Annotated in this window: 13 protein-coding genes; 6 read left to right on the forward strand and 7 right to left on the reverse strand. The window is 63.6% G+C overall.

All coding sequences use genetic code 11. The features are described from left to right. Positions 1-88: 88 nt before the first annotated feature. Genes LOY53_RS21365 through rpoE form a run of 3 tightly spaced genes read right to left on the reverse strand, consistent with a single transcriptional unit; the run spans position 89 to position 2,272 of the window. On the reverse strand, positions 89-1,054 hold the full coding sequence (locus LOY53_RS21365) for a MucB/RseB C-terminal domain-containing protein (protein WP_252825666.1): 966 nt from the start codon (positions 1,052-1,054) through the stop codon (positions 89-91). 8 nt (positions 1,055-1,062) lie between these two features. Continuing rightward, positions 1,063-1,659: a sigma-E factor negative regulatory protein gene (locus LOY53_RS21370; RefSeq protein ID WP_099430294.1), complete on the reverse strand. Its 597-nt coding sequence runs from the start codon at positions 1,657-1,659 to the stop codon at positions 1,063-1,065. Positions 1,660-1,690: 31 nt separating this feature from the next. After that, positions 1,691-2,272, reverse strand: coding sequence for an RNA polymerase sigma factor RpoE (gene rpoE / locus LOY53_RS21375; RefSeq protein WP_003252049.1), 582 nt, complete (start codon positions 2,270-2,272; stop codon positions 1,691-1,693). Between the two features lie 433 nt (positions 2,273-2,705). Here rpoE and nadB point away from each other — a divergent pair, with 433 nt between their 5' ends. Further along, entirely contained in the window at positions 2,706-4,310 is a 1,605-nt protein-coding gene (gene nadB, locus LOY53_RS21380) for an L-aspartate oxidase (protein ID WP_252825668.1), read from the forward strand. Positions 4,311-4,627: 317 nt separating this feature from the next. Here the strand turns inward: nadB and LOY53_RS21385 are convergent, their stop codons facing one another. Together LOY53_RS21385 and LOY53_RS21390 are read right to left on the reverse strand one after the other, a co-directional pair. Next, the gene (locus LOY53_RS21385) at positions 4,628-5,092 is read right to left on the reverse strand and encodes a protein YgfX (RefSeq protein WP_258703269.1); all 465 of its coding nucleotides are present in this window, start codon (positions 5,090-5,092) and stop codon (positions 4,628-4,630) included. Further along, positions 5,076-5,330 (reverse strand): succinate dehydrogenase assembly factor 2, encoded by a 255-nt coding sequence (locus tag LOY53_RS21390; protein ID WP_027594141.1) that lies wholly within the window; start codon positions 5,328-5,330, stop codon positions 5,076-5,078. The genes LOY53_RS21385 and LOY53_RS21390 overlap by 17 nt, the downstream gene beginning before the upstream one ends. Before the next feature lie 133 nt (positions 5,331-5,463). On the opposite strand from LOY53_RS21390, the gene LOY53_RS21395 reads away from it, so the two are divergent. Beyond that, on the forward strand, positions 5,464-6,405 hold the full coding sequence (locus LOY53_RS21395) for a folate-binding protein YgfZ (RefSeq protein ID WP_252825671.1): 942 nt from the start codon (positions 5,464-5,466) through the stop codon (positions 6,403-6,405). 55 nt (positions 6,406-6,460) lie between these two features. Further along, positions 6,461-7,267, forward strand: a complete 807-nt coding sequence (locus LOY53_RS21400; protein WP_027594139.1) for an HDOD domain-containing protein — start codon at positions 6,461-6,463, stop codon at positions 7,265-7,267. 165 nt (positions 7,268-7,432) lie between these two features. Here LOY53_RS21400 and LOY53_RS21405 read toward each other — a convergent pair whose 3' ends face one another. Further along, positions 7,433-8,812 carry a sensor histidine kinase gene (locus LOY53_RS21405; RefSeq protein ID WP_027594138.1) on the reverse strand — a complete coding sequence of 460 codons (1,380 nt, stop codon included), beginning with the start codon at positions 8,810-8,812 and terminating at the stop codon, positions 7,433-7,435. Next, complete coding sequence (locus tag LOY53_RS21410) at positions 8,805-9,476, reverse strand: response regulator (protein WP_027594137.1); 672 nt, start codon at positions 9,474-9,476, stop codon at positions 8,805-8,807. The genes LOY53_RS21405 and LOY53_RS21410 overlap by 8 nt, the downstream gene beginning before the upstream one ends. A 200-nt stretch (positions 9,477-9,676) precedes the next feature. Between LOY53_RS21410 and LOY53_RS21415 the strand changes: the two genes are divergently transcribed. From LOY53_RS21415 to LOY53_RS21425, 3 genes are all read left to right on the forward strand, one after another. Further along, the gene (locus LOY53_RS21415) at positions 9,677-10,966 is read left to right on the forward strand and encodes an OprD family porin (protein ID WP_258703270.1); all 1,290 of its coding nucleotides are present in this window, start codon (positions 9,677-9,679) and stop codon (positions 10,964-10,966) included. A 32-nt stretch (positions 10,967-10,998) separates the two neighbouring features. After that, positions 10,999-11,979: a tripartite tricarboxylate transporter substrate binding protein gene (locus tag LOY53_RS21420; protein ID WP_027594135.1), complete on the forward strand. Its 981-nt coding sequence runs from the start codon at positions 10,999-11,001 to the stop codon at positions 11,977-11,979. Positions 11,980-12,118: 139 nt separating this feature from the next. Next, entirely contained in the window at positions 12,119-12,577 is a 459-nt protein-coding gene (locus tag LOY53_RS21425; RefSeq protein ID WP_027594134.1) for a tripartite tricarboxylate transporter TctB family protein, read from the forward strand. Positions 12,578-12,579: the final 2 nt, after the last annotated feature.

Consider the following 12,579-nt stretch of genomic DNA (forward strand, 5'->3'; position numbering starts at 1 on the left):
TTTACGGAAAGATTGCAAATGACAATGCTTTAATTTCATTTCAGGAGCATGTCTCTCACGCCGGAAACCACCTGAAAAGCGCACGCCATCATTGCCGCGCCTGGGCATCCTGAGGCCGCATCGACAGCGCAATGCGCTCTGCGGTACCCAGGGGAATTTCACCTACCACAGTGACCAGGACCTTGCCCTTCGGCGTGTTCAGACGGCGCGATACCGCCACGGTTGGGCCGAGTTGCACGCGTGTGTCGGTGCCTGAGTTGTCGTTGACCGGCTCGAGGAATACCGAAACGCGCGCCAGGCCATCGTCATACATCAGGCTGCTGACTGTGCTGTTGCGGGCCGGGTCACGGCGTACCGAGCTGTTGACCAGCTCAAAACCCGGCGGCAGCCAGTCCGAGCGCCATCCGGCGACGCTTTCCTGGCCGGTACTGGTGCCCCGCTCCACCGGCTTGCAAGCCGCACTGGGGCGCAAGTCATCCGCGGTAGGCAGGTCATCGGTATCGAGGCGGGTCATCTGGAAGCGCTCGAGCAATTGCCCCTTGTCGTTGAGCATCAACGAACGCAGCGGCAAGCCGGTGCGGCGGTCAAGGTGCAATTCGAACGCATAACGGTGCTGGTCGCGCGGTGTGAGGGTGACGATCACCGCGTCGCGCCCGGCGACACGTGACTTGCCCGCCACACCCAGATCGTACCAGCCCATCAATTTGAGGGGATCCAGCGCACGCGGCGCCGCATCGGGCGGCGTCGTAACGCCGTTGACCAAGGCACCACTGATGCACGCAACCTTGCCATCCACGCGCACGATTTCCTGGGCAGTGCCATCGAGCTGCAGCAGCCGCTCGCTGACCTTACCGTCCTCAACCCTGTGCCAGATATCGTGGGAAGAAAAGCTGCCGTTGCGCTCGTAGACGAAAGAGCCTTGGTAGCTTTGCTTTTGCTCGGCCTGTGCCAGCTTGTTCAGCCACTCATTCGCCTCAGGCGAAGAGTTGGCCGCCAACGCTGGCACCGTCATGCAGCTGCCTATCAGCAGCGACAGGAGAGGTAGCGCGCGCATGATCCTCCTTACTTAGCGGGGTTATCCAGGCTGGCGGCGCGGGCATACGGCAACGCCGTTTCGCTGCCCTTGAGCGCAGATTCCTGGGCGTGCTGGCGCAGATAGCCTGGCAGACGCTGATCCCAGCCGGCTTGGTTCTGCAGCACACCGTTGGCCATCGGCCCAGTCGGTTGCTCACTGCTTTCACTATAGCCTGCCAATACCGCCGGGCCTTGAGTTTGTGGCACGCTCAGCCCCTGCTGCGCAGGTTGCTGGGAGGCAAGCTCTGCACCGGTGATTTCGTCCTGGTTGTACATGCGCACACCCGCCAGCACGGCAACCGTCACCGAGGCAGCGACTGCCAGGCGAGCGACGCTGCGCCATGGACCTTTATTGACCTTGGCCGGTACCGCTTCGTCGGCCAACGCTGCCGACACCGCCGAGGCGATATCGAGGTTGGGCAGCAGCAGTTCCTTGTGCATCGCTGCGCGAGCGACCTGGTAACGCGACCAGGTAGCACGGGTTTCGGCATCGTCGACGGCACTCAGTACCCGACGTAATTCCAGTTCGTCCGCTTCGTTATCCATTACCGCGGACAGCGATTCCTGCAACGCTTCACGACTCATGGCGGTTCCTCTCTTGGCTGTAGCCGCTGTCTCAGGTTTCCTGCAACAACGGCTGCAGGGCTTTATCTATGGCCTCCCGAGCGCGGAAGATTCGAGAGCGCACGGTACCCACCGGACATTGCATGACACTGGCAATGTCTTCGTAACTCAATCCGTCGAACTCGCGCAGGGTCAATGCCGTGCGCAGGTCTTCGGGCAGTTGCTGGATGGTGCGATGGACCGTGCCTTCGATTTCATCCCGCAACAACGAGCGCTCTGGGGACTCGAGATCCTTGAGACCATGATCGCCGTCATAAAACTCCGCATCCTCGGAGCTCACATCACTGTCTGGTGGCCGTCTTCCACGGGACACCAGGTAGTTCTTCGCCGTGTTGATGGCGATGCGGTACAGCCAGGTATAAAACGCACTGTCTCCGCGAAAATTGCCAAGCGCACGGTAGGCCTTGATAAAGGCTTCCTGTGCCACATCCTGGGCCTCGTGGGTGTCGTGAACGAACCGCACGATCAACCCGAGAATCTTGTGCTGATACTTCAGCACCAACAGATCGAACGCTCGCCTGTCACCGCGCTGCACGCGCTCGACAAGCTGCTGATCCTCTTCCTGGGTTAGCATGAACACTCCTCGGTAGACTCGAAGGAGCGTTGCAACAGCCATCGTTCAGGCTTGCAAACATAGACTCGGGCTTTGCGCAAAAGTTCTCCCCTCCAAGCAAGTTTCCTGCAGCCCTTGGTCGGCTCGCACGGAAGACGCGGCGCGGTCACGGCCGGCAACGTCAATAATCAGGTTTCGAATACGCAGGTGTCAGCCCGAATAGAGCTGCCGCCGTGCGTCGCCGCGACATTTGTGGCGTGCGGGCAGCCTTCATAGGATTTCCGTAGCTGTCGGAAAGTTCCCACAAGGTCGCTGCTTCCTGGCAAGTGGCATGGAAATTGGCCACCCGGGGCTGCTATAAAGGCAACCCGGCCTGGTTTAACGATAGTTTCACAATGCCATCGGCGCGTGACTATTGTGCCGTGCCCCTTCCGTAGATTACTAGTGTCCCGACATGAGCCAACAATTCCAACATGATGTCCTGGTGATCGGCAGCGGCGCCGCCGGTCTCAGCCTGGCACTTAACCTCCCCAGCCACCTGCGTATCGCCGTGCTCAGCAAGGGCGACCTGGCCAATGGCTCGACCTATTGGGCCCAGGGCGGTGTTGCCGCCGTGCTGGACGACACCGACACCGTCCAGTCGCATGTCGAGGACACCCTCAATGCCGGCGGCGGCCTGTGCCATGAAGATGCCGTGCGTTTCACCGTCGAGCACAGCCGCGAAGCCATTCAGTGGTTGATCGAGCAAGGCGTGCCCTTTACCCGGGATGAGCAGCACGGTGTCGACGATGGGGGCTTCGAGTTCCACCTGACCCGCGAAGGTGGCCACAGCCACCGGCGCATCATCCACGCCGCCGATGCCACCGGCGCCGCGATCTTCACTACCTTGCTGGCCCAGGCCCGCCTACGCCCGAACATCCAGCTGCTGGAGCAGCGCGTGGCGGTCGACCTGATCACCGAGCGCCGCCTGGGCCTGCCCGGCGAGCGCTGCCTGGGTGCCTACGTGCTGAACCGCAATAGCGGCGAAGTGGACACCTTCGGTGCACGTTTCACCGTGCTCGCCACCGGAGGCGCGGCCAAAGTCTACCTGTATACCAGTAACCCCGACGGTGCCTGCGGCGACGGCATCGCCATGGCCTGGCGCGCGGGCTGCCGGGTGGCCAACCTTGAGTTCAACCAGTTCCACCCGACCTGCCTGTACCACCCCCAAGCCAAGAGTTTCCTGATCACCGAGGCCTTGCGCGGTGAAGGCGCGCTGTTGCGCCTGCCCAACGGCGAGCGTTTCATGCCGCGCTTCGACCCGCGAGAAGAACTGGCCCCGCGCGACATCGTGGCCCGCGCCATCGACCACGAGATGAAACGCCTGGGCGTGGACTGCGTGTACCTGGACATCACCCACAAGCCGGCCGATTTCATCAAGGGCCACTTCCCCACCGTTTACGAACGCTGCCTGGGCTTCGGCATCGACATCACCCGTCAGCCGATCCCGGTAGTACCCGCAGCCCACTACACCTGCGGCGGTGTGGTGGTGGACGACCGCGGGCATACCGACGTACCTGGGCTGTATGCCATCGGTGAGACCAGCTTTACCGGCCTGCATGGCGCCAACCGCATGGCCAGCAACTCGCTGCTTGAATGCTTCGTCTATGGCCGCGCCGCTGCCGCCGACATCCAGGCGCACCTGGAACAGGTCGACATGCCCAAAGCCCTGCCCGGCTGGGATGCCAGCCAGGTCACCGACTCGGACGAGGATGTGATCATCGCGCACAACTGGGACGAGCTGCGGCGCTTCATGTGGGACTATGTCGGCATCGTGCGCACCAGCAAGCGCTTGCAGCGCGCCGAACACCGCATCCGCCTGCTGCTCGACGAAATCGACGAGTTCTACAGCAACTACAAGGTCAGCCGCGACCTGATCGAGCTGCGCAACCTGGCGCAAGTGGCGGAACTGATGATTCGTTCGGCAATGCAGCGCAAGGAAAGCCGCGGGTTGCATTACACGCTGGATTATCCGGGGATGCTGGACGAGGCTAAAGACACCATCCTCAGCCCGGTCTGAAAGCTGCAGGGGGCTGGTCTGAAAGCTGCAGCGGTCTGGTCTGAAAGCTGCAGCGCCTGTGAGATCGAGCGCCGCCCGCGCGGCGCTTCGCAGCACAAGGCTGCTCCTGCATCTGTTTCGGGCCAGTAAAGCCTGTGAGAGAGGCGCGCGACCGCCTTGTTTGTTCGACTCGATATGGTGTCAGGCGCCAAGGGGCCGCGCGCCAATGCCTCAGGAATAATTGGCCCGAAACAGATGCAGGAGCAGCCTTGTGCTGCGAAGCGCCGCGCGGGCGGCGCTCGATCCCACAGGCACTGAACCTGCCACGGCGAAACCTATCAGCCCTGAATCGCTCCCACCTCAGCCCAGCGCCGCCGGCTGAACTTCAGCCTTACCCGCAACCGCCGATGCTCATCAACCCCAAGGGCATCCCAAGGAACGCACTGCCCCTGCCCCAGCCAACGCCCTTCCCGCACAAACCGCAACACCACCATCCCCGGCAACGCAACACTGTCCCGACACAAACGCACCGGCTGCCAACCCTGGGCGCGGCTGAATACCCGCCAGCCAAGCAGGTCTCGGCGCAGCCCGGTAACCGCATGCGGATGCGTGAGCAAAATTCGTCGGGGGATGGCCCAGCAGGCGTGGGCGACAGACGCGGCAGTGGCCGCCAGGGACAGCCACCAGGGCAACGCGCTCACCCACACAGTGAACAGCGCCAGCACCTGGCAACTCAAGTAAGCCGTCAGCAGCAGGCGCGAGCCTTGCCAACGGCTTTCGAAAAACTCACTTGGGCTGGACACGGTCCAGGATGATGCGGACCATGCGCTGCAGCTCCGGGTCTTCAGACTCGGTGCGCTCCATGAACCAGCCGAACATGTCCTGATCTTCGCAGCTCAACAGGCGTACATAGAGTTCGCGGTCGGCTTCGTTGAGGGTGGCGTAGACTTCCTGGGTGAAAGGCACCAACAGTACGTCCAGTTCCAGCATGCCGCGGCGGCTGTGCCAGAAAAGCCGGTTGAGTTCAGTTTGTTCGACCATGGGGCCCTCCTCGAATGGCCCGCCAGTATACAGCCAGGCGAGCGAAGCGGCACAGGGCGTTGGTCTAGTCACCTACCTATTTTGTTACTGGCGTTCTATGATGGCCGCCAGTCTTTAGCCACCGCGATGACCCATGGCCGATTCCGCTTTCTTCAGCCCCCTGTCCCACGAGGGCATCCTCGCCGTCCGCGGCTCCGACGCAGGCAAGTTCCTGCAGGGCCAGCTGACCTGCAACATCAACTACCTCAGCCAGGAACATGCCAGCCTCGGTGCCCGCTGCATGGTCAAAGGGCGCATGCAGTCGAGTTTCCGCATCGTGCCCGAAGGTAACGGTTACCTGCTGGCCATGGCCAGTGAACTGCTCGATGCCCAATTGGCCGACCTCAAGAAGTACGCCGTGTTCTCCAAGGCCACCTTAAGCGACGAGAGCGCCGCCTGGGCGCGCTTTGGCCTGCAGGGTGGCGAGGCGGCACTGCAAGCCTTGGGCTTGACGCCGCCGGTCGAAGCGGGCGCCACCGTGCGCCACGAGGGCCTGATCGCCATCGCCGTGTCCGCAGGCCGTGTCGAGCTGTGGGTACCGGCCGAGCAGGCCGCCGACGTAGGCGCGGCACTCGCCGCCAGCCTGCCTGAAGGCAGCCTCAACGAGTGGTTGCTGGGCCAGATCCGCGCAGGTATTGGCCAAGTCATGGGCCCTACCCGCGAGCTGTTCATCCCGCAGATGATCAACCTGCAGGCCGTGGACGGCGTCAGCTTCAAGAAGGGCTGCTACACCGGCCAGGAAATCGTTGCCCGCATGCAGTACCTGGGCAAGCTCAAGCGCCGTCAGTACCGGCTCTCGCTCGATCAGCAGGACATCCCCGCGCCAGGTGCCGAGATCTTCTCGCCCACCCATGGCTCGTCGGTCGGTGAAGTGGTGATGGCGGCCAATACGGGTACCGGTTGCGAATTGCTCGCGGTGCTCAGCGCCGATGCGGTGGCCGATGACAACCTGCACCTGGGCAGCCTCGAAGGGCCACGCCTGCACGTGCTGAGCCTGCCCTATGAACTGGACCGCGACCGGGAAATCCAGCGCTGACCAGCCTGCCCCGTCCGCGTGACGGGGCCGCACCACCACTGCGGTAGAGAAGTCCATGAACAAGCTGGCCGAGATGGTTCAAGCACAGTTGCTCGATGCCATCGAAAAGGATGACCTGGTCCTGCCGACCCTGCCCGAGGTTGCCTTGAGCATCCGCGAGGCTGCCGAGGATAGCGAGATCAGCGTGTCGGCCCTGAGCAAGGTGATCGGTCGCGACGCGGCCCTCTCGGCGCGCCTGATCAAAGTCGTCAACAGCCCCCTGTTGCGCGCTGCGGTAGAGGTCACCGACCTGCACACCGCAATCACTCGCCTGGGCATCAACTACAGCTGCAACCTGGCCATCGGCCTGGTGATCGAACAGATCTTTCATGCCCGCTCGCCGGCTGTTGAGCAAAAGCTGCGCGATATCTGGGTCAACAGCCTGGAAGTGGCAGGCATCAGCTACGAAATCTGCCGCCGTTTCACTCACCTCAAACCCGACCAGGCGACCCTCGGTGGGCTGGTCAACCAGATCGGTGCCCTGCCGGTGCTGATTTACGCCGAAGAACACAACGAGCTGCTGTCCGACCCGGTCTGCCTGCACTACGTGATCGAGCAGATCCAGCCCGTGCTGGGTGACAAGATCCTCAAGGCGTGGGAGTTTCCCGAGCAATTGGTCAACCTGCCGAGCCAGGTTCAGGACCTCGACCGGCAGACCGACAAGGTCGACTATATCGACGTCGTGCAGATCGCCCGCTGCATCAGCCAACGTGGGCGTAGCCGGCCACTGGCCGCGTTGCCGGCGTACCGACACCTGGGGCTGCCGTTCGGCACCGAACTCGAAGTCGAAGAGCTGCTCGAGGCGCGGAGCCTGTTGCGCTAAGCCGCCGAAAGCCCGCTACACCAACCCTCCTGCGCGATTCAGGTAGGAGCAGCCTTGTGCTGCGAAGAGGCCGCTAACAACACAGCAAATCTTCGCAGCAGTCACTGGCCCTTTCGCAGCACAAGGCTGCTCCCACAGTGCCGACGGGCCAATGGAAATGAAACCCTAATCAGCGATGAAACTCACCCGCACCCGCAAACCGCCCTTCTCGCCATCGTGCAGGCTGATCTGCGCCAGGTGCGCGCGGCAGATCTCGCCGACAATCGCCAACCCCAGCCCACTGCCTTGGGCACTGCGGCGGTAGAAGCGCTCGAACACCCGCTCGCGCTCATCCTCGGGAATGCCTGGGCCATCATCCTCGACCTCAAGCACCGCCGGCGCCAGCACCCGCAAGATCACGTTGCCACCGGCCGGGGTATGCGCCAAGGCGTTATCCACCAGGTTGCTTAGCAGTTCGTTGAGCAAGGTCGGCTCACCCTTGAGCCACACGGGCGCCTCGGCCTCCAGGGCCAATGCCACGCCACGGTTATGCGCCAAGGGCGCCATGGCCATGCCCAGTTCGCGGGCCAACTGGCTGAGGTCCAGGCGCTGCGCGCCACCTTCGGCGATTGCCCGGGCACCATTCTCGACCCGTGCCAATGACAACAGCTGGTTGGCCAGGTGGGTCAAGCGGTCGGTGCCTTGGGCGGCTGATTCCAACGTCTGCCGCCACTCCTGCGGCTCGGATGACCGCAAGCCCAACTCGACACGCGCCTTGAGCGCCGCCAACGGCGTGCGCAACTCGTGGGCGGCGTCTGCGATGAACTGGGCTTGGCGCTCGAACTGCCCGCGCAAGCGCTCGGTAAAGTGGTTCAAGGCCCGCACCAGTGGGCCCAGTTCGCGCTGCACCTGCACCACCGGCAAGGCCCGCAGGTCATCGGGTTGGCGCTCTTCCACGGCGGTACGCAGGCGCTCCAGCGGGCGTAGCGCGGCACTGACCGCAAACCACACCATCACCAAAGCGCCCAGCGCCAGCATCCCCAGGCGCAGCAGGGTATCGGCCATCAGCCCGCGCGCCATGCGCACCCGCGCTTCTTCGGTCTCGGCCACGCGAATTTCCGCCATGCCGTTCATGTTCGGCTCGCTGACCGGCTTGAGCAGGCTGACCACGCGCACGTCCTGGCCGAGGTACGTCGCGTTGTAGAACCGCGCCAGCGCCGGGTAGTCGTCGGTGCGCGGCGTGCCAGGCGGTGGCGCTGGCAGGTTCTCGTAGCCCGAGATCAATCGCTGCTTGATGTCCAGCACCTGGTAGTAGATACGCCCGGCACTGTCGTAGGCGAAGGTATCCAGGGCCACATAGGGCACGTCCGCGCTCAACGAGCCGTCGCGTTGCGACAAGCCCGCGGCGATGGTCCGTGCCGACGCTAGCAAGGTCCGGTCGTAGGCCGTGTCGGCGGCTTCACGGCCATTCCAGTAGGCGCTCAAGCCGCTGGCCAACATCAACACCACCAGCAGCAGTGCCAGGTTGCCCAGCAGCCGCCCGCGCAAGCTGCCGTTGTCACGCATCGCGATGCTCGAGCAGATAACCCAGGCCCCGGAAGGTGACGATCGCCACCGGGTGGCCGTCGAGCTTTTTGCGCAGGCGGTGGATGTAGATTTCGATGGCGTCGGGGCTGGCTTCTTCGTCCAGGCCAAACACCTGGGCGGCCAGTTGCTCCTTGCTCATCACCCGGCCTGGGCGGGCGATCAGCGCTTCCAGCACGCTCTGCTCACGCGAGGTCAGGGTCAGGTTGTCCTCGCCCAGGCTGAAGCGCCGGGTATCCAAGTCGTACACCAGCGGCCCGCAGCGCTGCTGGCGTTCGCCACCCAGCACGCTGCGGCGCAGCAAGGCCTTGACCCGGGCTTCCAGTTCAGTCAGTTCGAACGGCTTGGCCAGGTAATCGTCAGCCCCCAAGTTCAGCCCATGGACCCGGTCCTTGACGTCACTGCGCGCGGTCAGCATCAGCACCGGCAGGGTCTTGCCGCGGCCACGCAAACGCGCCAGCACTTCAAAGCCATCCATGCGCGGCAAGCCGACATCGAGCACGGCAACGGCGTATTCCTCACTGGCCAGGGCCAGGTCGGCAGCCACGCCGTCATGCAGTACATCCACGGTCAGGCCGTGACTTTTCAAGGCCTGGGCCACGCTTTCGGCCAGTTGCAGGTGGTCTTCGACCAGCAGCACACGCATCGGATTCTCCCTGCTCGGGTGGGGCGGTGGCGCGGAGTGTACCGCTGTCGACCGGCCTGTGAAGCCCCTTCTGACAAACCTTTCACGCTGAAAGGTTAGCGAAAGGTTCGTTACCTAGCATCGCACCACGGTCGCCCCACGCGCCGAAAAAAGCACCAGCAAGGTGCAACGAATAAGAACAATAAACGGAGTCATCGACGATGCTGTCATCGCAGCCGCAGGCATACGTGCCTACCCGTTCCTTTGCCGCACGCCCTTCTGCCATCGCCAGCGCCCTTGCGCTCGCCGGTGTCGCGCCCATGAGCCAGGCCGCCTTCTTCGAAGACAGCACGGCGACCTTCGAAACCCGCAACATGTACTTCAACCGCGACTTTCGCGACGGCACCAGCGCGCAGCAATCCAAGCGCGACGAATGGGCCCAGGGTTTCATGCTCAACTTCGAGTCCGGCTACACCGACGGCACTGTAGGCTTTGGCCTGGATGCGCTGGGCATGCTCGGCATCAAGCTCGACTCCAGCCCCGACCGCACCGACACCGGCCTGCTGCCGACCCATGACGACGGCAAGGCCGCCGACGAGTACTCCAAGCTCGGCCTGACCGGCAAGGTCAAAGTGTCCAAGACCGAATTGAAGATCGGCACGCTGATCCCCGAACTGCCGACCCTGCAGCCCAACGACGGGCGCATCCTGCCGCAAACCTTCGAAGGCGGCTTGCTCACCTCGAAAGAGATCAGCCATCTGACCTTCACCGGCGGGCGCCTGGAAAAGGCCAAGGACCGCAACGACACCAACTGGGAAGACCTGGCCCTCAACAACAAGAACGGCCGCTTCGGTGGCACTTTCACGGCCGATAACCTCGACCTCGCGGGCCTGGACTACCAGTTCACCGATCGCATCACCGGCAGCTACCACTTCGCCCAACTCGACGACATCTACCGCCAGCACTTCCTCGGCATGGTCGCTACCCAGCCGTGGGGCCCGGGTACCTTGGGCGCTGACCTGCGCCTGGCCGTGAGTGACGATGCCGGCGCCGCCAAGGCCGGCAACATCGACAACACCACCGTCAACGGCATGCTCAGCTACGCCCTGGGCGGGCACAAGGTCAGTGCCGCCTACCAGCACCTGTCCGGCGACAGCGCCTTCCCCTACATCGATGGCGCCGACCCGTACCTGGTCAACTTCGTGCAGATCAACGACTTCGCCGGTGCCGACGAGCACTCCTGGCAGATGCGCTACGACTACAACTTCGCGGCCTTGGGCGTCCCCGGCCTGACCTTCATGACCCGTTACATCAGCGGCGACAACGTCAGCCGCGCCGATGGCAGCGAGGGTAAGGAGTGGGAACGCAACACCGAGTTCAAGTACGTGGTACAAAGCGGCCCGTTGAAAAACGTCGCCGTGCGCTTGCGCAACGCCACCTTCCGCTCGAATTTTGCCCGCGACGCCGACGAAGTGCGGCTGCTGGTGAGCTACAGCGTGGCCCTGTGGTAACCCAATAACAACAACGCTCACGGAGATTGACGATGACCTTTTCACTGCGCCGCCTCGTCCTCGCTACCGGCTGCCTGCTGCTGGCCGGCAACGCCCTCGCTGCCGAACCGAAACGCCCCGAATGCATCGCCCCTGCCTCGCCTGGCGGTGGCTTCGACCTGACCTGCAAACTGGTGCAGAGCGCCCTGGTGCAGGAGAAGATCCTCAGCAAGCCCATGCGTGTCACCTACATGCCCGGCGGCGTCGGCGCGGTGGCCTACAACGCCGTGGTGGCCCAGCGCCCAGGGGATGCCGGCACCCTGGTGGCGTGGTCCAGCGGCTCGCTGCTGAACCTGGCCCAAGGCAAGTTCGGCCGCTTCGACGAGAACGCGGTCAAGTGGTTGGCAGCGGTCGGCACCAGCTACGGTGCCATCGCCGTGAAGAGCGATTCGCCCTACAAAACCCTCGACGACCTGGTCGCCGCCCTGAAAAAAGACCCGAGCAAGGTCGTGATCGGCTCCGGTGGCACGGTCGGCAGCCAGGACTGGATGCAAACCGCGCTGATCGCCAAGGCCGCCGGCATCAACCCGCGTGACCTGCGTTACGTGGCCCTGGAAGGCGGCGGTGAAATTGCCACTGCATTGCTGGGCGGGCACATCCAGGTCGGCTCCACCGACATCTCCGACTCCATGCCGCACATTCAGAGCGGCAACATGCGCATCCTCGCGGTGTTCTCCGAAAACCGCCTGGACGAGCCAGAGATGAAAGACATCCCTACCGCCAAGGAGCAGGGCTACGACATCGTCTGGCCGGTAGTACGCGGCTTCTACCTGGGGCCTAAGGTGAGCGACGAGGACTACGCCTGGTGGAAGGCCTCGTTCGACAAGATGCTGGCCTCGGAAGACTTCGCCAAGCTGCGCGACCAGCGCGAGCTGTTCCCGTTTGCCATGACCGGCGAAGAGCTGGACGGCTATGTGAAGAAACAGGTGGCTGACTACAAGGCACTGGCCAGGGAATTCGGCCTGATTCAGTAACTCGCCGACTACCTGAACAGATCCCTGTGGGAGCGGGCTTGCCCCGCGAAGCTGGCACCTCGGTGCATGGCGCCGGCTTTGCCGGTGTTCGCGGGGCAAGCCCGCTCCCACAGAGTCCGCGTCCAACGAGGATTCCCCGATGATCCTGCAACGCCTCTTCGCCCTGGTCCTGCTGGCGGTGTGCGCCGCCCTGGCCGTGATGGCCTGGCCGTACCAGGCTGCATTTTCCTACGAACCGGTTGGCCCACGGGCCTATCCGCTGCTGATGCTCGGCCTGATGGGCCTGGGCCTGCTTTACCTGGCCATCCGCCCAACGCCCATCGTGCGCAAGGATGACGAGCCAGAACTGGACCGCGAAACCCTGATCAAAATCGCCGCCTGCGTCGGCCTGCTGATCGTCTTCGCTGCCACCTTCGAACCGCTGGGCTTCATCCTCAGCGCCATCCTGGTCGGCCTGCCCATGGCCCGGCTGTACGGCGGCCGCTGGTTGCACAGCGCCATCGTCGTGGTCGGCATGAGCCTGTTTCTCTACTGGCTGTTCGACCGCGTGATGGACGTGCCCCTGCCCCTTGGCCTGCTGAGCGTACTGGAGAACTGACA

Source organism: Pseudomonas sp. B21-031, assembly GCF_024748985.1.
GTDB lineage: Bacteria > Pseudomonadota > Gammaproteobacteria > Pseudomonadales > Pseudomonadaceae > Aquipseudomonas > Aquipseudomonas kermanshahensis.

Excerpts from the sequence above, each read along its gene's own strand:
- LOY53_RS21365 (WP_252825666.1), bottom strand. The coding sequence starts at position 1,054 with ATGCGCGCGCTACCTCTCCTGTCGCTGCTGATAGGCAGCTGCATGACG.
- LOY53_RS21370 (WP_099430294.1), bottom strand. The coding sequence starts at position 1,659 with ATGAGTCGTGAAGCGTTGCAGGAATCGCTGTCCGCGGTAATGGATAAC.
- rpoE (WP_003252049.1), bottom strand. The coding sequence starts at position 2,272 with ATGCTAACCCAGGAAGAGGATCAGCAGCTTGTCGAGCGCGTGCAGCGC.
- nadB (WP_252825668.1), top strand. The coding sequence starts at position 2,706 with ATGAGCCAACAATTCCAACATGATGTCCTGGTGATCGGCAGCGGCGCC.
- LOY53_RS21390 (WP_027594141.1), bottom strand. The coding sequence starts at position 5,330 with ATGGTCGAACAAACTGAACTCAACCGGCTTTTCTGGCACAGCCGCCGC.
- LOY53_RS21395 (WP_252825671.1), top strand. The coding sequence starts at position 5,464 with ATGGCCGATTCCGCTTTCTTCAGCCCCCTGTCCCACGAGGGCATCCTC.
- LOY53_RS21400 (WP_027594139.1), top strand. The coding sequence starts at position 6,461 with ATGAACAAGCTGGCCGAGATGGTTCAAGCACAGTTGCTCGATGCCATC.
- LOY53_RS21405 (WP_027594138.1), bottom strand. The coding sequence starts at position 8,812 with ATGCGTGACAACGGCAGCTTGCGCGGGCGGCTGCTGGGCAACCTGGCA.
- LOY53_RS21410 (WP_027594137.1), bottom strand. The coding sequence starts at position 9,476 with ATGCGTGTGCTGCTGGTCGAAGACCACCTGCAACTGGCCGAAAGCGTG.
- LOY53_RS21415 (WP_258703270.1), top strand. The coding sequence starts at position 9,677 with ATGCTGTCATCGCAGCCGCAGGCATACGTGCCTACCCGTTCCTTTGCC.
- LOY53_RS21420 (WP_027594135.1), top strand. The coding sequence starts at position 10,999 with ATGACCTTTTCACTGCGCCGCCTCGTCCTCGCTACCGGCTGCCTGCTG.
- LOY53_RS21425 (WP_027594134.1), top strand. The coding sequence starts at position 12,119 with ATGATCCTGCAACGCCTCTTCGCCCTGGTCCTGCTGGCGGTGTGCGCC.